We start from the raw sequence: 23,009 nt of genomic DNA on the forward strand, positions 1-23,009 counted from the left end.
TCACTTCACTCGCCTTTTGAAATACGCGTACTTGAAGCCCATCAGCCAAAGCATACCGAAATATAGCGCGGCGAACAGCACGAGACACGCACCGAGCAACGCCATGCGACTGACCGGCTGGCTACGCATGCCGATCCAGTCGAAGCTGATCGCGAGCCAGCGCATCACGCCGGCGAGCACGAGGCACGCGCCGAGCAACTGCACGAAAAACTTGAGCCAACCGCTCGACGGCATATAGATGCCGCGTTTGCGCAGACCAATGAACAGCAGCAACGCGTTGACGCAAGCGCCAAGCCCGACGCTCAGCGTGAGACCTGCGTGCGCGAACACCGGCACGAACGCATAGTTGCTCAGCTGCGTGACGACCAGCACGCCAATGCCGATCTTCACCGGCGTCTTGATGTCCTGCTTCGCGTAGAAGCCCGGCGCGAGGATCTTGATCAGGATCAGACCGATCAGGCCGATGCCGTAGGCGGCAAGTGCGCGGCTCACCATCACGACCGAGTTGCCGTCGAACTTGCCGTAGTTGAACAGCACGGCAGTCAACGGCTGCGCGAAGAAGAACAGCGCGATCGCGCTCGGCGCGGCGAGCAGGAACGTCACGCGCAGCCCCCAGTCGAGCAGCGACGAATACTCGTGCGAATCGGCATCGACGTGCGCCTTCGACAGGCTCGGCAGCAGGATCGTGCCCAGCGCGACGCCGAGCAGCGCGGTCGGAAACTCCATCAGCCGGTCGGCGTAGTTGATCCAGGACACCGCGCCCGGGCCGATGTGCGACGCGATGTTGGTGTTGATGATCAGGCTGATCTGCGCGACCGACACTGCGAACATCGCCGGCACCATCTTCGCGAGCACCCGCTTGACGCCACGATGCGCGAGCGCGCGCAGCGGGTTCAGGCCGATGCGCGGCACCATGTCGATCTTCTTGAGGCCCGGCAGCTGCACGATGAATTGCAGCACGCCACCGACGATCACCGCCCACGCGAGCGCATAGACCGGCGTTTGCAGGCGCGGAGCGAGAAACACCGCCGAGACGATGAACGCGACGTTCAACAGCACCGGCGCGAACGCGGGTAACGAAAAGTTCTTGTACGTGTTCAGCACGCCCGACGCCAGCGACGTCAGCGAAATGAAAATGATGTACGGGAACATGATGCGCGTCATCGCGACCGCGAGCTGGTACGCGTGGCCCTCGTGCGCGAGGCCCGACGCGACCACGAACACGACGCCCGACGCGCCGACCACGCCGATCACCGACAGCACGGCGAGCGCCCACGCGAGCACGGTCGAGGTCGCGTCGACGAGGGCCTTGGTGGCATCGTGGCCTTGCTGGTTCTTGAACTCGGCGAGGATCGGCACGAAGGCCTGCGAAAACGCACCTTCGGCGGAAATGCGGCGCAGCAGGTTCGGAATGCGAAAGGCGACGTAGAAAGCGTCAGTGTATTGACTGGCGCCGAACGCACGGGCGATCAGCGTTTCACGGGCCAGTCCGGTCACGCGCGACAGCAGCGTGAAGCCGCTGACCGTCAGCAGGGCTCGGAATAGATTCATGGGGCGCTTATTATACGGGTCCCGCCAATGCGGGCGACGAGCCGGAACGCGATTCGGACCGATTTGCCACGCGGACGTTCGCCGCGATCGGCGGAAAAGCGTGATTTTTTGTGTTTTCCGCGGTCGTCCCGGCGGCGCCTGCGTCTTCCAGCGGCGCCCTCGCAGGAGGGGCAGCGCATAAGCGCCAACATCACGCTGCTCCGGTCACTGTGGTGCCGTCGCGCGTTTTCCGTTGTCACGTGCCTGATTTTGTTGCTATAATCGTCGGTTTCGAAGCTTGCTCAGTTTTCGAATGGTCTTCGGACGGGATTCTCAGGTTGGCGCAACGCCGCCTGTCAATGCATCCGGATACCTGAAAACACGGGCCCGCCTTCGCGTAGTTCGATCGATTTTTTCGACACTTTTGCGCCCTTGGGCAATCGCTTCCAAGGGTTCGGATCGAGAAGCAGCACCTCGCCTATTCAATCAAGGTCGGGTACTGGAAACAGGAACAGGATAAGGAACCGTCATGGCTAACTCCGCACAAGCACGCAAGCGCGCCCGCCAGGCCGCGAAGGCAAACTCGCACAACTCGGCACTGCGCTCGAAGTTCCGCACGGCTATCAAGGCTGTCCGCAAGGCAATCGACGCAGGCGACCAGGCTAAGGCCGCCGAAATCTTCAAGGCATCGTCGAAGACCATCGACATCATCGCCGACAAGAACATCATTCACAAGAACAAGGCAGCTCGCCACAAGAGCCGCCTCGCTGCAGCCATCAAGGGTCTGCAAGCGCCCGCAGCGCAGTAATTCCGGTCGGCCCGCTCCGGCGGGCTACCTCCTGTTTCCGCTGCACAAGAAGCCCGCTTTGGCGGGCTTTTTTGTTTTCGCCGGCCGTATGCGCTCGCTCACGCCGCTGCGCACGCTGGATGACCAGCCACAAAAAAACCCGCTGCTCGCGGGTTTTTGCTTTTGCTTATCGCCGAACCGGCCAGCTTGCGTCAGATCACGTGCCGCTTGGCTTGCGGCGCAGGCGCATGCTCGAGCTCCAGTTCACACGCCTCGGTGACGAGAAGGTCGTTGTCTTTCGCGAAGTTCAGCACGAAATCGAAGGCCATCGGCTCGATGTCGCGCAGCCGCGAATCGAGGATCACACACTTGAGGTCGCCGATCATAGTCGGCCGCACGTACAGCGAGTACTGCATATACGCATTCGGCCCCTTCCTCGTGCCGGGCCCGAACGACGACATGACGCCCGCGAGCCGCTCCGACCAGTCGCTCGGCCGAAACTTTTTTCCGGTCGACGTAATGCCCTGAATGAAATACTCGATTGGAGCTGCTTCGGCCATGTAGAAATACCTGTGTGACTGCCCAGCGGAATGACGGCCAACCGGCGACGCCAGATGCACGTCCGAATTCGCCGCAAGCGACGTGCACGGCAAGCGCTTGCAGCCACCTGCGACGTACGTGGGACCTGGCACTAACGCAACAATGACGAGCCGCACCACGAGAACCGCTGCGGCGAACCGGCTGAACCGCTCTGGCGCCTGTCATGACGGCCACGCCGTGACAGGCTTTCCGCGCCACGCGAGCCGCGTTTCTTCATGCGAAACACCGGCCTGCTGGGCTTTGGGATAACCTGTAGATTATAGCGCAGCAGGCCCTTTTCCGCAGCGCACACAAGCGCTCTTCGATGGCCTTGCCAAGCCCGACGCCACGCTTTCGGAGCGCTTTCGCCAGCTTCCGGCCGACTCGTCAAACGGGGCGAAATCCTTTATGCTGCATAGAGTTACCACCAATCCGACGGCGGCGCAGTCCGGCAATCCTGCCGGGTGAGACCGCCGTATTTGTTTCATGAACGCCAAGAAAATTCGCCACTACCTGCAGTTCAAGGACTTCTCGCTGGAAGACTACGAGTACGTGCTGGAACGCGCGCGCATCCTGAAACGCAAATTCAAGAACTACGAGACCTATCACCCGCTGCATGACCGCACGCTGGCGATGATCTTCGAAAAGAATTCGACGCGCACGCGCCTGTCGTTCGAAGCCGGCATCTTCCAGCTCGGCGGCCACGCGGTGTTCATGAGCACGCGCGACACGCAACTCGGCCGCGGCGAGCCGATCGAAGATGCCGCGCAGGTGATCTCGCGCATGGTCGACATCATCATGATCCGCACGTTCGGCCAGGACATCATCCAGCGCTTCGCCGAGAATTCGCGCGTGCCGGTGATCAACGGGCTCACGAACGAATACCACCCGTGTCAGGTGCTCGCGGACATCTTCACGTACTTCGAGCATCGCGGTCCGATCCGCGACAAGACGGTCGCGTGGGTCGGCGACGCCAACAACATGCTGTACACGTGGATCGAAGCCGCGCAGATTCTCGGCTTCAAGCTGCGCCTGTCCACGCCGCCGGGCTACAAGCTCGACCGCGCGCTCGTCGCGGCGGACAGCGCACCGTTCTACGAGGAGTTCGACGATCCGAACGAAGCCTGCGCGGGCGCCGATCTCGTCACCACCGACGTGTGGACCAGCATGGGCTTCGAGGCCGAGAACGAAGCGCGCAAGAAAGCTTTCGCGGACTGGTGCGTCGACGCCGACATGATGGCGCGCGCGAATCCCGATGCGCTCTTCATGCACTGCCTGCCTGCGCATCGCGGTGAGGAAGTCAGCGCGGAAGTGATCGACGGACCGCAAAGCGTCGTGTGGGATGAAGCGGAAAATCGTCTGCACGTGCAGAAAGCGTTGATGGAATACCTGCTGCTCGGCAAGCTCAATCACTGAGCGAGCCGCCCGTATAGCCCCCGCGGCAACCGCACCGCAGTACAAAAAAGGCGCCGGGAGTTTCCTCCCGGCGCCTTTTTGCATTCATCGGCAGCGAAGCTTCGCGCGCATACTCAGCGCGAACAGATCGATCTGCCGCTCACAGACAAACCGGCTCCGCCTCCAGCTCCACACCAAATCGCTCGAACACGTCGCGCTGGATCGCCCGCGCCAGCGCCAGCACTTCCGCGCCGCTCGCGCCGCCGCGATTGACCAGCACCAGCGCCTGCCGCTCGTGCACGGCCGCCGCGCCCATCGCGCGCCCCTTCCAGCCGCAGCGGTCGATCAACCACCCGGCCGCCAGCTTGACCCGGCCGTCCGCTTGCGCATACGACACGATTTCCGGCTCGCGGCGCTCGAGCGCCTCGAACTGCGCGGCGTCGATCACCGGATTCTTGAAGAAGCTCCCCGCGTTGCCCAGTTCGAGCGGATCGGGCAGCTTCGCCCGTCGCACGGCGACGACCGCATCGAAAATGGCCTGCGCGGTCGGCTGCAGGGCCGCGCTATCGACTTCCCCGCTGCTCGCCGCAGGACCACGCGCCGCCAGTTCGCGCGCGAGATCCGCGTAGCCCGCGCGCGGCCGCCACGCCTTCGGCAAACGGAACGTCACCGACGTAATCACGAAGCGCTCGCGCCCTTCCCGCTTGAAGAAGCTATCGCGATAGCCGAACCGGCACGCATCGGCGTCGAGTTCGACCGCTTTGCCGGTCGCGAGCTCGATCGCCCGCAGCGACGCAAAACGCTCGCACATCTCGAGCCCATACGCGCCGATATTCTGGATCGGCGCTGCGCCGACGGTGCCGGGAATCAGCGCGAGATTCTCGAGGCCGGGCAAGCCCTGCGCCAACGTCCACGCGACGAACTCGTGCCACGGCTCGCCACCGGCCGCCTCCACATACCACGCGTCTTGATCCTCGCGCACCACGCGGCGGCCGCGCAGCGCCACCAGCAGCACGAGCCCGGCGAAGTCGCCGGTCAGCACGACGTTGCTGCCACCGCCGAGCACGAGGCGCGGCAGGCTCGCGACGCGCGGATCGCGCACCGCGGCGAGCAACTGCTCCTCACGCTCGATCAGGCACGCGAACTGCGCGCGCACGTCGAAGCCGAACGTGTTGTGGGCCTTCAGCGGATAGCCGGCGATGAGGGGCGCGACAGCAGGAGCGGCAAGATCGGATTGGGACATCGGAATGGCAACAGGGGAACTGGGCAACGGACAACGAACAACGGGCAACGACCGGGCGACTACGGGAAGCCACGAAAAGCGCCGCATGACGGGTAGGACGGCAGCAACGGCGCCGCCCGACCCGGCATCGCCCGCCGTCGCGACGCTGCGCGGCAGCCTTGGGCAAAAGGGAGCGGCGTCGGTAAAATGACGTCCGGTCCGTGATTATAGCGAGTGCCCCGCGCGCAGCCGACCGGCCGCGCCGCGCACTGCCGCACTATTGGGAGAATGCAATGCCATCGTTTGACGTCGTCTGCGAAGCGAACATGATCGAAGTCAAGAACGCGATCGAGCAATCCAACAAGGAAATCTCGACGCGTTTCGACTTCAAGGGGTCCGACGCGCGCGTCGAACACAAGGAAAACGAAATCACCGCGTACGCCGACGACGACTTCAAGCTCGGCCAGGTGAAGGACGTGCTGCTGTCGAAAATGGCCAAGCGCAACGTCGACGTGCGCTTCCTCGACTACGGCAAGATCGAGAAGATCGGCGGCGACAAGGTCAAGCAGGTAATCAAGATCAAGAAGGGTGTGTCGGGCGATCTGTCGAAGAAGATCGTGCGTCTGGTCAAGGACAGCAAGATCAAGGTGCAGGCGAGCATTCAGGGCGATGCGGTGCGCATCACCGGCGCGAAGCGCGACGATCTGCAAAGCGTGATCGCGATGCTGCGCAAGGACGTGACCGACACACCGCTCGACTTCAACAACTTCCGCGATTAAGCGGCACGCCGCGCGAGGCTTGCAACGAGCCTCGCGCGAAGTCCGAACCGCTGGCGCCTCGCCTCGATCAAGCCTGGCGACGCGGCTCAGTCCACATCACAGATCGTTGCCCGCCGCCGGACTGGCGGCCTTCTTCTTGTCGCCGATACGGCTCTCCTGCCCCCGCATCAGCTTCGCGATATTGCCGCGATGCCGCCACACGAGCAGCAGGCTCATCACCAGCACCGCGAGCGCGACGATGCGCGGCCCGAACAGAAACACGTAGAAGAGCGGCGCGAACAGCGCCGAGCACAGCGCCGCCAGCGACGAGTAGCGCGTGAAGAACGCGACGATGATCCAGGTCAGCAAGGTCGCGACGCCAAGCGTCGGGTTGATCGCGAGCAACACGCCCGCGGCGGTCGCGACACCCTTGCCGCCCTTGAAGCGGAAGAAAATCGGATACAGGTGGCCGAGAAACACCGCGAGCGACGCAATCGCGATCGAGCGCTCGTCGAGCCCGTAACGCGCGCCGAAATGCACGACCAGCCACACCGGCAGCCAACCCTTGAAGGCGTCGCCGATCAACGTCAGAATCGCGGCCTTCTTGCTGCCGCTGCGCAGCACGTTGGTGGCGCCCGGGTTGCCCGAGCCGTACGAGCGCGGGTCGTCGAGACCCATCGCGGCGCTCACGATCACGGCAAACGACAACGAACCGATCAGATAGGCAACGACAGCGACGATCAGGTTTTGCATCTGGGACTCTTATAAGGATCGCGGTCTGACATTCGACGCCCCAACCGCAACAGGGCATGCCCGTCGAAACAGGGCGGCGCACATTTTACCGAACGCGTCCGCGCGAAAAACATTCAGGCAAACGTCAATTCGCGCATCGGCATCAGTCCACGCTCGCGCATTGCACCGGCCTGGCCGCGAGCAGATCCGTGAGCACCTTCGGCTCGATGCTGACGAGAAAGCCGCGCCGTCCGCCGTTCAACCAGATCTTGTCCATCTCGAGAATGGTCGACTCGACATACACCGGCATCTGCTTGCGCGTACCGAACGGCGACGTGCCGCCGATCAGATATCCCGAATGCCGGTTCGCGACCTCGGGCTTGCACGGCTCGACGCGCTTCGCGCCGATCTGCCGCGCGAGGTTCTTGGTGCTGACGGTGCGATCGCCGTGCATCAGCACGATCAGCGGCTTCGCGTGCTCGTCCTCCATCACCAGCGTCTTCACGACGTGATGCTCGTCGACGCCGAGCTGGCGCGCGGACTCCTCGGTGCCGCCATGCTCGACGTAGTCGTAAGGATGCTCGCCGAACGTGACGCCGTGTCGGCGCAGCAACTGCGTGGCGGGTGTTTCGGACACGTGTCTGGATTTGCTCATCGGCGCATTGTAATGGCGAGTTTGCACAACGGCTATTTGCCGGACGAGCAATTGTGCGGCTTCGACGCTTGTGGCACGATCGTTCGAAAATAGGCCGGCGCGGTGCGAGATACTGCTTGCCGGGCAAATTGCTTGTGAAAGACTTTGGATGGGACCCGAGTAAGCGCTCAAGCGCTAGTTCGGCTCGACACAGGAGACAGCGTTGAACCAGGCTTCATCCATCCGTGCCACGATCGACATCCCCGCGCTGCTCGCCGCCCTGCCCGCGCGCATCAGCGACATTCCTGCGCTTGCCGCCGCCCGCGATCCGCGGCATGTCGCGCTGATCGAAGACGCGCGCCGCCTGACCAACGTGCAACTGCGCGATGCCGTCGACACCGTCGCCGCGCAGCTGCGCGACTGGGGCGTGCGCGGCGGCGATCGCGTGATGATCGTCGCGGAAAACAGCATCGCGCAGATCGTTCTGCTGTTCGCGACCGCGAAGCTCGATGCGTGGGCGCTCGTGTCGAACGCGCGGCTGTCGGCCGCCGAGCTCGATTCGATCCGCGCGCACGCGCAACCGCGCGTCGTCGCCTATGCAGTCGAAAGCTCGTCCGATGCGCGCCAGCATGCAGAGCGGTATCAGGCAACAGAGGCATCCACGCAGTCGCCCGACATCGGTGCATGGTCGTATGCGGTGGACGACAGCGTTCAGGCCGAAGCGGTCGAAGCCTCCAGCGAGCGCCAATGCGCGGCGCTGATCTACACGACCGGCACCACCGGCGCGCCGAAGGGCGTGATGCTGTCGCATCGCAATCTGCTGTACATCGCGGCCGTGTCGAGCCGGCTGCGCCGGGTCGGGCCCGACGACGTCGTCTATGCGGTGCTGCCGATCTCGCATGTGTACGGCTTCGCGTCGGTGTGCCTCGGCAGCCTGCATGCGGGCGCGACGTTGCGGCTCGCGCCGCGCTTCGTGCCGGAAGCGGTGCGACGCGCCCTCGCCGACGAGCACGTGTCGATCTTCCAGGGCGTGCCGGCGATGCACGCGAAGCTGCTCGAACATCTGCACACGCACGGCCACGCGTGGTCCGCGCCGCGACTGCGCTTCGCGTACTCGGGCGGCTCGCCGCTCGACGCCGCGCTGAAGGCGCAGGTCGAAGCCGTGTACGGTCTGCCGCTGCACAACGGCTACGGCATGACCGAAAGCAGCCCGACCGTATCGCAGACGATGGTCGACGCCCCGCGCGCCGATTGCTCGGTCGGCGAGGTGATTCCGGGCGTCGAAGTGAAGTTCGTCGGACTCGACGGCGTCACAACTGCGGCGGGTGACATCGGCGAGCTGTGGGTGCGCGGCCCGAACGTGATGCTCGGCTATTACCGCAATCCCGAGCAGACCCGCGCGAGCGTCACCGAGGACGGCTGGCTGAAGACCGGCGACCTCGCGAGGCAGGACGCGGATGGCGCGTTGCATATCGTCGGGCGCAGCAAGGAGCTGATCATCCGCTCGGGTTTCAACGTGTATCCGGCCGAGGTCGAGCATGTGTTGAATGCGCATCCGCAGGTCGTGCAGTCGGCGGTGATCGGACGCGCGGTCGAGGGCAATGAGGAAGTGATCGCGTTCGTCGAGCTGATTGCCGGCGCGACGGTCACGCCCGCCGAGTTGATCGCGTGGTGCGGCGAGCGGCTCGCGCCTTACAAGCGGCCGGCTGAGCTGAAGGTGCTCGCGGCACTGCCAGCCGCGTCCACCGGCAAGATTCTCAAGCACCGCTTGCGTGAGTTCGTGTGAAGCGCGCGGGCCCCCGTGCGCTGCACGTCGTGCTCATCCGCGCGGATGATGCTGCGCATGCAGCGATTTCAGACGCTCTCGCGCGACGTGCGTGTAGATCTGCGTGGTCGAAATATCGGTGTGGCCGAGCAACAACTGCACGACCCGCAGATCCGCGCCGTGATTGAGCAGATGCGTCGCGAACGCGTGCCGCAACGTATGCGGCGACAACGGCGCATGCACGCCCGCCGCCTGCGCGTGTCGCTTGATGATGTTCCAGAACTGCTGGCGCGTCATGCCTTCGGCGCGTGCCGTCACGAATAGCGCATCGGCCGCGCGCGGGCCGAGCAGCGCCGGGCGCGCCTCGCGCAGATAGCGCTCGATCCACGCGTGCGCCTCTTCGCCGAACGGCACCAGCCGCTCCTTCGAACCCTTGCCGGTCACCCGCACGACGCCTTCGTTGAGCCCCACCTCGACGGTTTTCAGCGTGACCAGTTCGGTCACGCGCAAACCGCTCGCATACATCAGCTCGAGCATCGTGCGATCGCGCAAGCCGAGCGGCGTGTCGAGGTCGGGCGCGCCAAGCAGCGCTTCGACCTGCGCTTCGCTCAACGTCGACGGAAATCGCGGCGGCTGCTTCGCGGAGCGCAGGCGGACGGTCGGGTCGGCGGCCGCGCGATGCTCACGTACCGCCCACGCGTAATAGCGGCGAAACACCGACAACCGGCGGTTCGCCGAGGTCGCCTTGTCCTTTTGCCGCGCCGCGCTGTAAGCGCTCAGGTCGGCTTCGCTCGCGATGTCGAGCGACGCATTGCGGGTGTGCGCGAGCCATTCGCAGAAGAGCCGCAAGTCGCGGCGATACGCGTCGAGCGTGTTGCGCGACAGGCCGTGTTCGAGCCACAGCGCGTCGCAGAAGGCATCGATCGATGCGGAGCTGGTCAGCAGCAGCGGCGATTCGGCGGACGTGTCTTCGACGTCTACAGCGGTATCAGGGGGCATGCTCATGCGTAGGGCACACCTTCGTGCGCGAGCAGCCAGCGCTTCACGTTGCGAAAGAAGCCGTCGCCGCCATCGTGCGCGAAGCCGCCGATGCCGCTCGAACTCACCACGCGGTGACACGGAATCACGATCGGCAAGAAATTCGCGCCGCACGCCTGACCGACCGCGCGCGGCACGCTGCCGAGCTGCTTCGCGAGTTGTCCATATGTCAGCACGGCGCCCGGCGGGATCTCGCAAATCGCCTGCCACACACGCCGCTGGAATGCGGTGCCGCACTCGGCGAGCGGCAACTCGAACTTCGCGGAGGCGCGCTCGAAGTAACGCTCGATCTGTTCGGCCGCTTCGCGTGCGAGCGGCGTCTCGGGTGCGACGTTGGGTGTCGACTCGGGCAGATAGACGATCTCGCGCACGGCCTCGCCTTCGAGCCGGATGCCGACCTTGCCGAACGGCGCATCGATCACTGCGTTGAACATGATTGCCTGCTCCTCTAGCGTGCCGGATTGCCGGCACGATTTGCGCCCACTTTACGCTGCTTCGAGCGCCCACTCCACGTGCTCGCGCACGAGCGCCGACGGATCATCGACACGCTGCCTCAACGCTCGCACGATCGCCGCTCGCGCGTCGGCCTTAAGACTCGCGGGCGCCGCGCGCAACGCGTTACCCATGCCGACCGCGAGATTGCGCAGCCAGCACTCGTAACCGATGCGGCGAATCGCGCTGCCCTGCATGCGCGTATCGAAGTCCTCGGCGCTCCACCCGAACAGTTCGACCAGCGACGCGCGATCGAGCCCGTGCCGCACGTCGAAATCGGCGACCGGCGCGGCCTGCGCGAACTTGTTCCACGGACACACGAGCTGGCAGTCGTCGCAGCCGTACACGCGGTTGCCGATCAGCGGGCGCAGGTCGAGCGGAATACTGCCCTTCAGTTCGATCGTCAGATACGAGATGCAGCGCCGCGCGTCGACCTTGTACGGCGCGACGATCGCGCCGGTCGGACAGGCGCCGATGCAGCGCGTGCAGCTGCCGCAATGCGAGCCTGGCGTTTCGGGCGCGGCCTGCGGCGAGGTTTCGGCGTCGGTCGGCAGCGGGATGTCGACGTAGATCTCGCCGAGAAAAAACAGCGAGCCGGCGTCGCGCTGCAGCAGCAACGTGTGCTTGCCGCGCCAGCCGATGCCAGCCTTCTGCGCGAGCTCGACTTCGAGCACCGGCGCCGAATCGGTGAACACGCGATAGCCGAACGGCCCGATCGCCGCTTCGATCCGCTCGGCCAGGTGTTGCAGGCGCTGACGCATCACCTTGTGATAGTCGCGGCCGCGCGCATAGATCGACACGACCGCCGCCGACGGGTCCGCGAGCCGTGCCTGCTCGGCCGCGCGCCAGTCGCGCGTGTGGGGTGTCGAGTGTGGCGTGTGTTGTGGGATGGCTTGCGGCACATCTTGCGACGCGCTTTCAGATGCGCTTCGATGCGACTGCCCATGCGCCTGTTCCGACGCCGCTCCCCCCGGCGTCTGCGCAGGCAAATAGGCGATGCGCACGGTGATCACGCGTCGCGTGCCGGCCACAAGCTCGGCCGGCCGCGCGCGTTTCATGCCGTGTTTGGCCATATAATCCATCTCGCCGTGGCAACCCGCTTCGAGCCACGCTGCAAGCGGCGCTTCGGCGGCCGACAGATCGGTATCGCTAATGCCGATCGCCCCGAAACCGAGTTCACGGCCCCACGTCTTGATGTCGAGCGCGAGCGCACGAAGCGTCGCCTCGTCGAAACAGGACGTTGCACCGGAAGCTCGCGCGGCATCATCGGCCGACGCGGGCGTGCAGGAAACAGGGGACTTCGGACTTCGGTTCATCACGCCATTTTACGAGAATGCCTGTCACTTCCGATCACGCGACCCTCCCGTCCGCTCCCGTGCTGCTCGAACGCTCTTTCGCGCTCGCGGACGAAGCCGCCACGCAGGCGTTCGGCGCGCGCTTCGCGCAGGCGATCGAAAGCGTGCGCGCGGCATTGCGGGCACAGCCTGGCGTCGCCAACGGCCTCCCGTTCCACGGCCTGCAAGTGCAACTCGTCGGCGATCTCGGCGCCGGCAAAACCACCCTCGTGCGCGCGACCTTGCGCGGCCTCGGCCACACCGGCCGCGTGCGCAGTCCGACCTACACGCTCGTCGAACCGTATGTGCTCGAGCGGCCTGCCGGGGAACTCGCGCTCTATCACTTCGATCTGTACAGATTCACCGATCCGGCCGAATGGGCCGACGCGGGCTTTCGCGAATATTTCGATAGCGGCGCGGTCTGCCTCGTCGAATGGCCGCAACGCGCGGGAGCGCTGCTCGGCGTGCCGGATCTCGTCTTCTCGCTGGGGCTCGTCGGCACCACGGACGCAAACGCGGACGCGAATGCGGACGCAAGCACGGACGCACGCATACTCGTCGCACGCGCTTATAGCGAATCAGGAAAGGCATGTCTCGAAAGATGTTAATCAAACCGTTCCACTCGATCGAATCCGCGGCGGGCGCAACGCATAACTGGCGGCGCCGGCAGATCCTGCGCGCGGGAGCGTCGACGCTGGTGCTCGGCCTCGTCGCGCCGCGTCTCGCTTTTGCGAGCTCGGTGCTCGGCGTGCGTGTGTGGCCCGCGCGCGACTACACGCGCGTGACGATCGAATCGGATCAGCCGCTGCAGAACACGCAGCAACTGCTGCAGGGACCGGACCGGCTCGTGGTCGATCTGAACGGCCTCGATCTCGATCAGGCGCTGAAGGATCTGGTGTCGAAGATCACGCCGAACGATCCGCAGATTTCGTCGGTGCGGGTCGGGCAGTATCAGCCGCACGTGGTGCGCATGGTGTTCGACCTGAAGGGCTCGGTGAAGCCGCAGGTGTTCGCGCTGCCGCCGGTCGGCGCCTACAGGTACCGCCTCGTGTTCGACCTGTATCCGGCTGTCGCGCCCGATCCGCTGATGGATCTGCTCGCGCAGTCCGAGCGCAAGCAGCAGGCGCTCAACGAAGAAAACAGCGCGCCGCCCGCGACGCTCGCCGGCCCCGGCACGACGCCGCCCACCGACAACAGCGACGCGTTCTTCGAGCATTACGCGCAAAACGGTAGCGCGGGTAATGGTGGCGGCAGTGGCGCCGGCAATGGCGCCGCGGGTGTGCCGCATCCGCCCATGCATGGCACGACGGCGCCGTCCGCGCCGGTCATTGCCGGCAGGCAGACGACCCCGTCCGCGCCGCCCAGCGTGATCGCCCGCAACAAGGGTGGCAACGCCAACGGCAACAGCACCGCGCGCGGGCTCGACAGCAACAACGACAACCTGGGCGAAGGCGACGACACCTACGCATTCACCACGCCGAAGTCGAGCCGCAGCAATACCGTGCGACTGCTCACCGTCACGATCGACCCGGGTCATGGCGGCGAGGATCCGGGCGCGATCGGCGGGGGCGGCACCTACGAGAAGCACGTCGCGCTCGACATCGCGAAGAAGCTGCGCGCGAAGATCGACGCGCAGCCGAACATGCGCGCGATGATGACGCGTGACGCCGACTTCTTCGTGCCGCTGAACGTGCGCGTGCAGAAGGCGCGCCGCGTCGGCGCGGACCTGTTCGTGTCGATCCACGCGGACGCGTTCACCACGCCCGAGGCGAAGGGCTCGTCGGTGTTCGCGCTGTCGGAGCACGGCGCGTCGAGCGCGGCCGCGCGCTGGATGGCGAACAAGGAGAACTCGTCGGACCTGATCGGCGGCATCAACATCAAGTCCGACGACGCCACCGTGAACCGCGCGCTGTTCGACATGTCGACCACCGCGCAGATTCGCGACTCGATGCGCTACGGCAACTTCGTGCTCAAGGAGATCGGCGACATCAACAAGCTGCACAAGGGCTCGGTCGAACAGGCCGGCTTCGCGGTGCTGAAGGCGCCGGACATTCCGTCGATCCTCGTCGAGACCGCGTTCATCAGCAATCCGGACGAAGAGCGGCGCCTGAACGACGACGCGTATCGCGAGAAGATGGCCAATGCGATTCTGACCGGCATCAAGCGCTATTTCGCGGCGAATCCGCCGCTCGCGAAGAGCCGCATGACGTGATGTCCGTGCGGATGTCGTCGGGCATGGAGCAATAAAAAAACGGCCTCACGGCCGTTTTTTATGCACGCGCGCCGCAACGGTTGCTCAGCGCGCCGGCATCAGGCGCTGCACGACCCAGCCGCCGAACACGTTGACCGCGAGCCCCGCCATCACGAGCAACGCGCCCGCCACCTGGACCGCGGACAATTGCTCGCCGAGCAGCAGCGATGCCGACGCAAGCCCGACGATCGGCACCAGCAGAGAGAACGGCGCGACCTGGCTCGCCGGATAGCGCGACAGCAGACGGCTCCACAAGCCGTAGCCGACCAATGTCGCGATAAACGCCAGATAGACGATCGCGAAGATCGACAGCGCGCTGATACCGGTCAGCGCGGCGGCGATCTCGTGCGGCCCTTCGAACACGAACGACGCGGCGAAGAACGGCAACGGCGGAATCAGGCTGCCCCACACGACCAGTCCGACCAGATCGACGTTGCCGACTTTCTTCGTGACGATATTGCCGAGCGCCCACATGCACGCGGCGCACAGCGTCAGCAGGAAACCGGCGAGCGACATCGTGTGGCCGCCTTGCAGTCCGATCACCGCGAGCCCCGCCGCCGCGATCAGCAGACCCGCGACGTTCGGCAAACGGAAGCGCTCGTGCAGAAACAGCGCCGCGAAGATCAGCGTGAAAAACGCCTGCGCCTGCAGCACCAGCGACGCGAGCCCCGCCGGCATGCCGACGTACATCGCCGAGAACAGGAACGCGAATTGCCCGAACGAAATCGTCGCGCCGTAGGCGAACAGCCACCGCCACGGCATTTGCGGCCGCTTGACGAAAAACACCGCCGGCACCGCGGCGAGCGTGAAGCGCAGCGCGCCGAGCAGCATCGGCGGCACGCCGTGCAGGCCGACCTTGATCACGACGAAGTTGACGCCCCACGCGACCACGACGATCAGCGCGAGCAGCAAGTCCCTGGGCGACATTCGCCTCTCCAATGTGATGGTTCAATCCGGCAGTGTAGCGGAGGCTGCGAACCCGGTTCATTGCGCCCGCTCATGGTCAGCGTGCGCCGTCGCCGTCGGACGCACGCGGCGCGCAGTAGAATCGACCATTCGAGCCTTCTCCTTCCACTTTCCCGCCGAGCCTGCCCATGACTTCCTCGATCAAAGCCGTCCTCAAACCGCACTTACGCGACATCGGCAATCTGACCGTGCGGCGCGTGCTGCCGGCGCTGGCGGCGCGCCTCGTCGGCCCGTTCATCTTCTTCGACCACATGGGCCCGGCAACCCTCGAACCCGGCACCGGCCTCGACGTGCGCCCGCACCCGCATATCGGGCTCGCGACCGTCACCTATCTGTTCGACGGCGCGATCATGCATCGCGACAGCCTCGGCTCCGAGCAGAAGATCGTCCCCGGCGACGTCAACTGGATGACGGCCGGGCGCGGCATCGTCCATTCGGAGCGCACGCCGCCGGAAGACCGCGCGCGCGGCCAGAAGATTCACGGCATCCAGACCTGGGTCGCGCTGCCGCTCGCCGATGAAGACGCCGAGCCGTCGTTCGCGCATCATGCGGCGGCGACCCTGCCGGTCGTCGAGCGCAACGGCGTGACGCTGCGCGTGATCGCGGGCACCGCGTTCGGCGCGGTGTCGCCGGTCGCGACGTTCTCGGGCACGCTGTACGTCGCCGCCGACTTCACGCCGGGCAGCGCGTTCGCGCTCGAACCGGAGCACGAGGAACGCGGCGTGTATCTGGTGGAAGGCGATCTGGAAATCGACGGCACGCCGCTCGAAGCCGGCCAGATGGCCGTGCTCGCGCTCGACGAAACCGTCACGCTCGCGAGCACCCACGGCGCGCGCGTGATGCTGCTCGGCGGCGAGAAGCTCGACGGCGAGCGCTTCATCGAATGGAATTTCGTCGCGAGCTCGCGCGAGAAGATCGAAGCCGCGAAGCTCGCATGGACCAATCAGGAAATGGGCCACGTGCCCGGCGAAACCGAATGGATTCCGCTGCCGCCGCGCAAGTGACGGCGCCGGGCCCCGCACGCGCAGGACCGCATTGAAATCGCGCGATTCGGCCCCATGTAGCCACAAACCGTTTTTATCGACGAGGACGCAATGGACACCACTCTGGCCACTTTCGAACAGGACGTCATCAAGGCGTCGATGCTGGCCCCCGTGCTGGTCGATTTCTGGGCGCCATGGTGCGGCCCCTGCAAGAGTCTCGGCCCGATGCTCGAAAAGCTCGAAGCGGAAGCCGCCGGCAAATGGAAGCTCGTGAAGGTCAACGTGGACGAGAACCACGAACTGGCCGCGCACTTCCAGGTGCGCAGCATTCCGCACGTGATCGCGTTCGCCGATGGCCAGGCCATCGATCAGTTCATCGGCGTGCTGACCGAAGGTCAGCTGCGCGAATTCCTCGAGCGGCTCGTGCCGCAGGGCGCGCCGGCCGCGCGCATCGAAGCGCAGACCGCGCTCGCCGAAGGCCGCCGCGACGAAGCGTATGACTTGCTGCAAGCCGCGCTCGCTTACGACCCGGGTTTCGACGACGCGCGCATGGACCGCATCGAGTTGCTGCTCGAAGACAACCGCATCGACGAGGCCCGCAACGAAGTCGATCTGCTGTCGCCGAAGACCACGCAGGGCATCGACGCGCGTTTCAACGCGATCAAGACGCGGCTCGACGCGGTGGACGCCGCCGCGGACCTGCCGCCCACCGATGCGCTCGAAGCGCGCGTCGCGGGCAATCCCGACGATCTGGAAGCGCGCTACGATCTCGCGAATGCGTTTATCGCGCGACGCAAATACGCGCAGGCGCTCGAACATCTGCTCGCGATCGTGCAGCGCGACCGCGCGTTCCGCGACGATATCGGCCGTAAGACGATGTTGTCGGTGTTCGATCTGGCCGGGCACCAGCCGGAGCTGGTGTCGCAGTGGCGGCGCAGGCTGAGCGCGTCGTTGTATTGATCGTTTGAAGCCGCTCGCGTGGCGGCGGGTTGGGTGCGGGTGGAAGAATCCGCGCCCACGCAACCACGTAAGCGGTCACCTAAGCGGTCACCTAAGCGGTGACCTAAGCCGGCACCTCAGCCGCCCACTAGGCCACCGCCCGTTTCGCCAACTCCCGCAACACGAACGCCGCAGCCGCGAAACCAAAGCTCGCGGTCACGCACACGCTCGACCCGAACCCCGCGCAGTTCAAGCCGACCGGCCCCGTGTGTCCCGGCGACGTGCTGACGTGCTCGGCCTGCTCGTCGATATCGCAGACGGCCGCTTCCGGGTAGATCAGCGGTTCGTCCGAATACACGGCGCTCACCTTGAACTTCGCTTTCGGCCCGCGCGGAAAACCATGCTGCTTGCGCAACTGCCCGCGCACCTTCGACAGCAGCGGGTCCTGGATCGTCAGCGCGAGATCGTCGATGCGGATACGCGTCGGGTCGAGCTGACCGCCCGCGCCGCCGACCGTGATCAGCGGCTGCTTACGCTCGACGCACCATGCGATCAGCGCGGTCTTGGTGCGCACGCTGTCGATGGCGTCGATCACGTAGTCGAAGCCGCCGCCGAGCGTCGCCACGAAATTGTCCGGCTCAACGAAGTCTTCGATCAGCCGCACGTCGCAGTACGGATTGATCGCCTTGATGCGCTCGGCCATTGCCTCGACCTTCGGTTTTCCGTAGTTGCCGTCGAGCGCGTGAATCTGCCGGTTAGTGTTGCTTTCGGCGACGTTGTCGAGATCGATCAGCGTCAGCGTGCCGAGCGCGCTGCGCGCAAGCGCCTCCGCGACCCACGACCCCACGCCGCCGATGCCGATCACCGCGACGTGCGCGCCCTCGAACGCGGCGAGCGCGGGCGCGCCATACAGGCGTGCGATACCGCCGAAACGGCGCGCGCGGTCGGCGGTTTCATTCGCGTCGAGGCTGGTAGTAAGATCGGATTGCGCGGTGGTGCTAGACATGATGACGGGACTCGAAAACACAGGCGGAACGGAACAGGCGGCGGCGCTTTGGCAATTCACCTTGGCAAATCGCTTTGGCAAATAAGCGCGCAGCCCGTATTTTGCCTGAACGCGTGAAAGCAGCCGCGCAGGACCACGAGCAACGGCGCAACGTTGCAGGCCTGGCGCTCGCAACTGGCGCCGCGTTACGTTGATCCGCTCGCGCGCAAAAAACTGGCTCCTTAGCTATACTTGGCTAACTGTAGCGGTCGCATAAGAACATGATCTCACTCGCCGAGCTTCGAAAAAACTATTCGCTGGGCTCACTGGACGTTGCCCACGTCAACCACGATCCGTTCCGTCAATTCGGCACGTGGTTTCAGCAGGCAATCGACGCCAAGCTGCCCGAGCCGAATGCAATGACGCTGGCCACGGTCGACGCGCGCGGCCGGCCTTCGGCACGCATCGTGCTCATCAAGGGCGTCGACCAGCGCGGTTTCGTGTTCTTCACCAATTACGAGAGCCGCAAGGGCCGCGAACTGGCCGCGAACCCGTATGCGAGCCTGCTGTTTTACTGGATCGAGCTCGAACGCCAGGTCCGTATCGAGGGCCGCGTCGTTAAAACTAGCGCTGAAGACAGCGATGCCTATTTCACGTCGCGTCCGCTCGGCTCGCGCATCGGCGCATGGGCATCGAATCAGAGTCAGGTGATTGAAAGCCGTTCGCAGCTCGAAGTACGCGAACGCGAAATCAGCCTGCAATACGGCGACAATCCTCCGCGTCCGCCGCACTGGGGTGGCTACCGTCTGGTGCCCGACGCGATCGAATTCTGGCAGGGGCGGCCATCGCGGCTGCACGATCGTCTGCTTTACACGCGCGCGGAAGAAAGCGCCAACTGGCTGATCGCACGCCTGTCGCCCTGACCGGACGATGATCGACGAATGACGCCGGCGGCGCCGCCAAACGTAGCGGCGCGCGTCGGCGGGATTGCGTTCGCGCGGCCCGCGCAATGCGCCGCGCCCTGTCGCGATCCACATGGCTTTGCTTTAAATCAACGAACACGGAGAGATCACATGTTCTGGGAGAAAAAGCTGGCGCAGTGGGTTGAAGATGTCAAAACCACCGCTAACCTGCCCGCACGCCTCGTGCTGTGGGACGGTCAGCAACACGACTTCGGGCAGTTCGCCGCGCCCCGGGTCACGCTACACGTGAAAAGCGCAACCGCGCTGCCCTATCTGCTCGAACCGAGCCTCGACAATCTCGGCGAAGCCTATGTCAAAGGCAAGATCGACATCGAGGGCAAGCTGTCGGACATCATCAATGTCAGCTACCAGCTTGCGCGCAGCACCGTCACGAGCGCCGGCAAGCTCGCGCGCGTGCGTCGCTATTTCAATCATTCGAAGACCTCGGACAAGAAGGCAATCCAGTATCACTACGACGTGTCGAACGAGTTCTACAAGCTGTGGCTCGACGAGAACATGGTCTACTCGTGTGCGTACTTCGAGACCGGCACCGAAGACCTCGCAACCGCGCAGCTGAAGAAAATCGATCACATTCTGACCAAAATCCAGGTGCAGCCGGGGCAGCGTCTGCTCGACATCGGCTGCGGCTGGGGCGCGCTCGTGCTGCGCGCCGCGCAGAAGTTCGGCGCGAAATGCGTCGGCGTCACGCTGTCGCAGAACCAGTTCGATCTCGCCACCGCGCGCGTGAAGGCGGCGGGCCTCGATAATCAGATCGAAATCCGCCTGCAGGACTATCGCGACATCCAGGGGCAGTTCGATCGCATCACGAGCGTCGGCATGTTCGAGCACGTTGGTCGCAAGAACCTGCACGGCTATTTCCAGAAGATGCACGACCTGCTCGCCGACGACGGCATCGCGATGAACCACGGCATCACGTCGAGCGACGCCGACAGCGGCGAAACCGCGCTCGGCGGCGGCGAGTTCATCGACCGCTTCGTATTCCCGGACGGCGAGTTGCCGCATATCGGCCTCGCGCTCGAATCGATGCAGCGCGGCGGGCTCGAACCGGTTGACGTCGAAAGCCTGCGCCGTCACTATGCGCACACGCTCGACCTCTGGGCGGAAAATTTCGAAGCCCATGCGGACGAAGCGCGCAAGCTGGTCGACGACGAAAAATTCCGCATCTGGCGCGTGTATCTGGCCGGCTGCGCGTATGCGTTCGAAAACGACGACGTGTCGATCTTCCAGGTGGTGTGCCGCAAAGCCGGCCGCAGCGCGAAAACCCTGCCGTGGTCGCGCCGCTACATGTACGAAAAACCGCTGTGACCCGGCTGCGACCGGTCGCGCCGCGGCGGCGTGCATGAAGCGCGCGCCGCGGCGCAACTCTGATGAACAGCAGGCCGGACATCGATGGACCCAAGCAGCACGCGTGACGTTGAAGAGCCGTTGAACGGCAAAGCTGGCGAAGACGCCGAAGTCGGCGCCCCGGACGGCGCGGAGCATGAAGCCACGCAGCAGTTCGATCTGTTCGGAATGCCGGTGGAGACGGCGGTGGACTCACCGGCCGTGTCCACGAGCGAAGCTGATTCCACGGGCGGCGCTACCGCGCCGCCAGAACGCAAGCGCACGCCGAAGACTACGAAAGCCAAGGCCGCCGCGTCGCTATTCGAAGGCGAAACCACGCCCGACGGACTGGCTCCTGAGCCGGACTCCTCAACCGCCTCCCCCGCCGCCCCGAAAAAACGCCGCGGCCGCGACGTGCTCGCCGCACCGCCGTCGCCGGAACTGCTCGCGCTCGCCGCACAATTGCCGCCGCAGATCCACCTCGGCACATCGACATGGTCGTTCCCGGGCTGGAGCGGCATCGTCTACGGCGACGACTACAGCAACAGCAAGCTGTCGCGCGAAGGCTTGAGCGCGTACGGCGCGCATCCGCTGCTGAAGACGGTCAGCATCGACCGCTCGTTCTACCAGGCGCTGACGGTCACCGAATACCTGCGCTACGCGCAGCAGGTGCCCGAGCACTTCCGCTTCATCGTCAAAGCGCCGATGACGATCACCGACGCCACCGTGCGTGCCGAGCGCGGTGAGCCGGTGTCGCTGAACCCGTGCTTCCTGAACGCGCAGATGGCGATCGACGATTTCGTCACGCCCTGTCTCGAAGGCCTCGGCGCGAAGGCCGGCGCGCTGATGTTCCAGTTCTCGCCGCTGCCGGATCAGATGCTCGCGCAGCCGGCGGTGTTCATCGAGCGTCTGGCGGAGTTTTTCAACGCGCTGCCCAGGCTGCCCGACGGTAGTTGCTACGCGGTCGAGATTCGCGACGCGAGCCTGCTCACGCCGCGCTTCATTCGCATGCTGAAAACGGCGGGCGTGCGCTACTGCGTCGGCATTCATGCGCGGATGCCCGATCCGCTGCGCCAGGCCGCCGCGCTCGCACTGCTCGACGGCGAGCCGGCCGGCCCGCTGATCGTGCGCTGGAGCCTGCACGGCGGCTTCAAGTACGAACAGGCGAAGGCGAAGTACGAGCCGTTCAACCGGCTCGTCGACGAAGATCCGGCGACTCGCGCGTCGCTTGCCGAGCTGGCCGCGCGCTACGCGCTCGCCGGCCAGCCGGTCGTGATCGCGGTCAACAACAAGGCGGAAGGATCGGCGCCGCTCAGCTGCGTGAAGCTGGCCGAAGAGATCGTCGAAGCCTGCGTGCGTATCACGCAGGCAAGCGAAGAAGTTGGCGATGGCGGCGTCGACGCCGATGACGTGCCGTCGCAAGCACAGGAACTACACTGACGAACACCAACGGGCGGCCTCGCGCACCCGCCCGTTGCCGACTCCGATTCCTGCGCTGCCCTCTTAACCCGCCTTGATCCGATGCGCGAACTTCTGGCGGAATTTCGCGACCTTCGGCGCGACCACGAACGAGCAGTAGCCCTGATTCGGGTGCTGCGCGAAATAGTTCTGATGGTAGGCCTCGGCGGGCCAGTAGTTGCCGTCGAGCGGCAGCACCTCGGTCACGATCTTGCCGTCGTAAATGCGCTCCTCGCCGATCTCGCGAATCGCCTGCAGCGCGGTTTCACGCTGCGCATCGGAATGCGTGAAGATCGCCGAGCGGTATTGCGTGCCGACGTCGTTGCCCTGCCGGTTCAACTGGGCCGGATCGTGGATCGCGAAAAAGATGTCGAGAATCTCGCGATAGCTGATCTTCGCCGGATCGAAGTCGACCTTGACTACTTCCGCGTGACCGGTGTCGCCATCGCAGACCTGCTCGTAGCTCGGATGGCGCGTGTGACCGCCCGCATAACCCGACTCCACCGCATTGACGCCCTCGACGCCCAGATAGACCGCCTCGAGGCACCAGAAACATCCACCGCCGAGCGTTGCCGTCTCGTTCATAAGCTTCACCCCAGAATCAGATTCACACAATGATCGGCAGCCGGCCTGCGTCGCGCCGCCGGGTCTGCCACCGCTTCCGAATATATGGCCGAAAACGCGTGTCAAAAGGCCCTGGCCCGGTACCTGGTCAGGCACCCGTCGCGCGAAGCCGCCTCGCAACCCGCCGCGCAAATACCCGCGAATCCGCCGTGCAGATATCGAGTATAGAAACGCCGGCGCGCGATGGGTGAATAACCCTGCAGCACATCAGCAAGCGCCGCGCCCGCGCGT

The 23,009-nt window shown here is 65.0% G+C and carries 22 protein-coding genes; 11 read left to right on the forward strand and 11 right to left on the reverse strand.

The genetic code is table 11. From position 1 onward, the window contains the following. Complete coding sequence (gene murJ / locus EVC45_RS20965; RefSeq protein ID WP_129960152.1) at positions 1-1,551, reverse strand: murein biosynthesis integral membrane protein MurJ; 1,551 nt, start codon at positions 1,549-1,551, stop codon at positions 1-3. Positions 1,552-2,059: 508 nt separating this feature from the next. Here murJ and rpsT point away from each other — a divergent pair. Continuing rightward, positions 2,060-2,338: a 30S ribosomal protein S20 gene (rpsT, locus tag EVC45_RS20970; protein ID WP_013090353.1), complete on the forward strand. Its 279-nt coding sequence runs from the start codon at positions 2,060-2,062 to the stop codon at positions 2,336-2,338. Positions 2,339-2,529: 191 nt separating this feature from the next. On the opposite strand, the gene EVC45_RS20975 is transcribed toward rpsT, so the two are convergent. After that, a complete protein-coding gene (locus EVC45_RS20975) occupies positions 2,530-2,877 on the reverse strand; it encodes a DUF3579 domain-containing protein (RefSeq protein WP_129960153.1) in 348 nt (115 codons plus the stop codon). A 505-nt stretch (positions 2,878-3,382) separates the two neighbouring features. On the opposite strand from EVC45_RS20975, the gene argF reads away from it, so the two are divergent. Next, complete coding sequence (argF, locus tag EVC45_RS20980) at positions 3,383-4,312, forward strand: ornithine carbamoyltransferase (protein ID WP_129960154.1); 930 nt, start codon at positions 3,383-3,385, stop codon at positions 4,310-4,312. Between the two features lie 139 nt (positions 4,313-4,451). Here argF and murB read toward each other — a convergent pair whose 3' ends face one another. After that, positions 4,452-5,534, reverse strand: a complete 1,083-nt coding sequence (murB, locus tag EVC45_RS20985) for a UDP-N-acetylmuramate dehydrogenase (RefSeq protein ID WP_129960155.1) — start codon at positions 5,532-5,534, stop codon at positions 4,452-4,454. A 272-nt stretch (positions 5,535-5,806) separates the two neighbouring features. On the opposite strand from murB, the gene EVC45_RS20990 reads away from it, so the two are divergent. Then, complete coding sequence (locus EVC45_RS20990) at positions 5,807-6,292, forward strand: YajQ family cyclic di-GMP-binding protein (protein WP_018421633.1); 486 nt, start codon at positions 5,807-5,809, stop codon at positions 6,290-6,292. Between the two features lie 96 nt (positions 6,293-6,388). Here EVC45_RS20990 and plsY read toward each other — a convergent pair whose 3' ends face one another. Together plsY and ybaK are read right to left on the reverse strand one after the other, a co-directional pair. Beyond that, a complete protein-coding gene (plsY, locus tag EVC45_RS20995) occupies positions 6,389-7,024 on the reverse strand; it encodes a glycerol-3-phosphate 1-O-acyltransferase PlsY (protein WP_129960156.1) in 636 nt (211 codons plus the stop codon). 142 nt (positions 7,025-7,166) lie between these two features. Next, the gene (gene ybaK, locus EVC45_RS21000; protein WP_129960157.1) at positions 7,167-7,658 is read right to left on the reverse strand and encodes a Cys-tRNA(Pro) deacylase; all 492 of its coding nucleotides are present in this window, start codon (positions 7,656-7,658) and stop codon (positions 7,167-7,169) included. Positions 7,659-7,860: 202 nt separating this feature from the next. Here ybaK and EVC45_RS21005 point away from each other — a divergent pair, with 202 nt between their 5' ends. Then, positions 7,861-9,423, forward strand: coding sequence for a class I adenylate-forming enzyme family protein (locus tag EVC45_RS21005; protein WP_129960158.1), 1,563 nt, complete (start codon positions 7,861-7,863; stop codon positions 9,421-9,423). Between the two features lie 33 nt (positions 9,424-9,456). Here EVC45_RS21005 and xerD read toward each other — a convergent pair whose 3' ends face one another. Genes xerD through queG form a run of 3 tightly spaced genes read right to left on the reverse strand, consistent with a single transcriptional unit; the run spans position 9,457 to position 12,248 of the window. Then, positions 9,457-10,407 (reverse strand): site-specific tyrosine recombinase XerD, encoded by a 951-nt coding sequence (gene xerD / locus EVC45_RS21010; protein ID WP_129960159.1) that lies wholly within the window; start codon positions 10,405-10,407, stop codon positions 9,457-9,459. Further along, on the reverse strand, positions 10,404-10,874 hold the full coding sequence (locus EVC45_RS21015) for a methylated-DNA--[protein]-cysteine S-methyltransferase (RefSeq protein ID WP_129960160.1): 471 nt from the start codon (positions 10,872-10,874) through the stop codon (positions 10,404-10,406). The genes xerD and EVC45_RS21015 overlap by 4 nt, the downstream gene beginning before the upstream one ends. Positions 10,875-10,925: 51 nt before the next feature. Then, positions 10,926-12,248, reverse strand: a complete 1,323-nt coding sequence (gene queG / locus EVC45_RS21020; RefSeq protein WP_129960161.1) for a tRNA epoxyqueuosine(34) reductase QueG — start codon at positions 12,246-12,248, stop codon at positions 10,926-10,928. Positions 12,249-12,265: 17 nt separating this feature from the next. Here queG and tsaE point away from each other — a divergent pair, with 17 nt between their 5' ends. Both tsaE and EVC45_RS21030 read left to right on the forward strand, forming a co-directional pair. Beyond that, positions 12,266-12,874, forward strand: a complete 609-nt coding sequence (gene tsaE, locus EVC45_RS21025) for a tRNA (adenosine(37)-N6)-threonylcarbamoyltransferase complex ATPase subunit type 1 TsaE (RefSeq protein ID WP_129960162.1) — start codon at positions 12,266-12,268, stop codon at positions 12,872-12,874. Continuing rightward, entirely contained in the window at positions 12,856-14,478 is a 1,623-nt protein-coding gene (locus EVC45_RS21030; RefSeq protein WP_129960163.1) for an N-acetylmuramoyl-L-alanine amidase, read from the forward strand. Before tsaE ends, EVC45_RS21030 begins: the two co-directional genes overlap by 19 nt. An 84-nt stretch (positions 14,479-14,562) precedes the next feature. Here the strand turns inward: EVC45_RS21030 and EVC45_RS21035 are convergent, their stop codons facing one another. Beyond that, entirely contained in the window at positions 14,563-15,444 is an 882-nt protein-coding gene (locus EVC45_RS21035) for an EamA family transporter (RefSeq protein WP_129960164.1), read from the reverse strand. A gap of 167 nt (positions 15,445-15,611) precedes the next feature. Here EVC45_RS21035 and EVC45_RS21040 point away from each other — a divergent pair, with 167 nt between their 5' ends. After that, positions 15,612-16,487, forward strand: coding sequence for a pirin family protein (locus tag EVC45_RS21040; protein ID WP_129960165.1), 876 nt, complete (start codon positions 15,612-15,614; stop codon positions 16,485-16,487). Positions 16,488-16,577: 90 nt separating this feature from the next. Continuing rightward, on the forward strand, positions 16,578-17,426 hold the full coding sequence (gene trxA, locus EVC45_RS21045) for a thioredoxin (RefSeq protein WP_129960166.1): 849 nt from the start codon (positions 16,578-16,580) through the stop codon (positions 17,424-17,426). 127 nt (positions 17,427-17,553) lie between these two features. On the opposite strand, the gene tcdA is transcribed toward trxA, so the two are convergent. Next, on the reverse strand, positions 17,554-18,411 hold the full coding sequence (tcdA, locus tag EVC45_RS21050) for a tRNA cyclic N6-threonylcarbamoyladenosine(37) synthase TcdA (RefSeq protein WP_129960167.1): 858 nt from the start codon (positions 18,409-18,411) through the stop codon (positions 17,554-17,556). A 260-nt stretch (positions 18,412-18,671) separates the two neighbouring features. Between tcdA and pdxH the strand changes: the two genes are divergently transcribed. From pdxH to EVC45_RS21065, 3 genes are all read left to right on the forward strand, one after another. Beyond that, positions 18,672-19,313, forward strand: coding sequence for a pyridoxamine 5'-phosphate oxidase (pdxH, locus tag EVC45_RS21055; RefSeq protein WP_129960168.1), 642 nt, complete (start codon positions 18,672-18,674; stop codon positions 19,311-19,313). Positions 19,314-19,463: 150 nt separating this feature from the next. Continuing rightward, positions 19,464-20,678 carry a cyclopropane-fatty-acyl-phospholipid synthase family protein gene (locus EVC45_RS21060; protein ID WP_129960169.1) on the forward strand — a complete coding sequence of 405 codons (1,215 nt, stop codon included), beginning with the start codon at positions 19,464-19,466 and terminating at the stop codon, positions 20,676-20,678. A gap of 84 nt (positions 20,679-20,762) precedes the next feature. Next, complete coding sequence (locus EVC45_RS21065; RefSeq protein WP_129960170.1) at positions 20,763-22,136, forward strand: DUF72 domain-containing protein; 1,374 nt, start codon at positions 20,763-20,765, stop codon at positions 22,134-22,136. A 63-nt stretch (positions 22,137-22,199) separates the two neighbouring features. On the opposite strand, the gene msrA is transcribed toward EVC45_RS21065, so the two are convergent. Next, positions 22,200-22,739 (reverse strand): peptide-methionine (S)-S-oxide reductase MsrA, encoded by a 540-nt coding sequence (msrA, locus tag EVC45_RS21070; RefSeq protein ID WP_129960171.1) that lies wholly within the window; start codon positions 22,737-22,739, stop codon positions 22,200-22,202. Positions 22,740-23,009 lie beyond the last annotated feature (270 nt).

The organism is Paraburkholderia sp. UYCP14C (genome assembly GCF_004197395.1).
Taxonomy (GTDB): Bacteria; Pseudomonadota; Gammaproteobacteria; order Burkholderiales; family Burkholderiaceae; genus Paraburkholderia.

Bases quoted from the DNA above. Each gene is read 5' to 3' on its own strand.
- murJ (WP_129960152.1), bottom strand. From the start codon at position 1,551: ATGAATCTATTCCGAGCCCTGCTGACGGTCAGCGGCTTCACGCTGCTG.
- rpsT (WP_013090353.1), top strand. From the start codon at position 2,060: ATGGCTAACTCCGCACAAGCACGCAAGCGCGCCCGCCAGGCCGCGAAG.
- EVC45_RS20975 (WP_129960153.1), bottom strand. From the start codon at position 2,877: ATGGCCGAAGCAGCTCCAATCGAGTATTTCATTCAGGGCATTACGTCG.
- argF (WP_129960154.1), top strand. From the start codon at position 3,383: ATGAACGCCAAGAAAATTCGCCACTACCTGCAGTTCAAGGACTTCTCG.
- murB (WP_129960155.1), bottom strand. From the start codon at position 5,534: ATGTCCCAATCCGATCTTGCCGCTCCTGCTGTCGCGCCCCTCATCGCC.
- EVC45_RS20990 (WP_018421633.1), top strand. From the start codon at position 5,807: ATGCCATCGTTTGACGTCGTCTGCGAAGCGAACATGATCGAAGTCAAG.
- plsY (WP_129960156.1), bottom strand. From the start codon at position 7,024: ATGCAAAACCTGATCGTCGCTGTCGTTGCCTATCTGATCGGTTCGTTG.
- ybaK (WP_129960157.1), bottom strand. From the start codon at position 7,658: ATGAGCAAATCCAGACACGTGTCCGAAACACCCGCCACGCAGTTGCTG.
- xerD (WP_129960159.1), bottom strand. From the start codon at position 10,407: ATGAGCATGCCCCCTGATACCGCTGTAGACGTCGAAGACACGTCCGCC.
- EVC45_RS21015 (WP_129960160.1), bottom strand. From the start codon at position 10,874: ATGTTCAACGCAGTGATCGATGCGCCGTTCGGCAAGGTCGGCATCCGG.
- queG (WP_129960161.1), bottom strand. From the start codon at position 12,248: ATGAACCGAAGTCCGAAGTCCCCTGTTTCCTGCACGCCCGCGTCGGCC.
- tsaE (WP_129960162.1), top strand. From the start codon at position 12,266: ATGCCTGTCACTTCCGATCACGCGACCCTCCCGTCCGCTCCCGTGCTG.
- EVC45_RS21030 (WP_129960163.1), top strand. From the start codon at position 12,856: ATGTCTCGAAAGATGTTAATCAAACCGTTCCACTCGATCGAATCCGCG.
- EVC45_RS21035 (WP_129960164.1), bottom strand. From the start codon at position 15,444: ATGTCGCCCAGGGACTTGCTGCTCGCGCTGATCGTCGTGGTCGCGTGG.
- EVC45_RS21040 (WP_129960165.1), top strand. From the start codon at position 15,612: ATGACTTCCTCGATCAAAGCCGTCCTCAAACCGCACTTACGCGACATC.
- trxA (WP_129960166.1), top strand. From the start codon at position 16,578: ATGGACACCACTCTGGCCACTTTCGAACAGGACGTCATCAAGGCGTCG.
- tcdA (WP_129960167.1), bottom strand. From the start codon at position 18,411: ATGTCTAGCACCACCGCGCAATCCGATCTTACTACCAGCCTCGACGCG.
- pdxH (WP_129960168.1), top strand. From the start codon at position 18,672: ATGATCTCACTCGCCGAGCTTCGAAAAAACTATTCGCTGGGCTCACTG.
- EVC45_RS21060 (WP_129960169.1), top strand. From the start codon at position 19,464: ATGTTCTGGGAGAAAAAGCTGGCGCAGTGGGTTGAAGATGTCAAAACC.
- EVC45_RS21065 (WP_129960170.1), top strand. From the start codon at position 20,763: ATGGACCCAAGCAGCACGCGTGACGTTGAAGAGCCGTTGAACGGCAAA.
- msrA (WP_129960171.1), bottom strand. From the start codon at position 22,739: ATGAACGAGACGGCAACGCTCGGCGGTGGATGTTTCTGGTGCCTCGAG.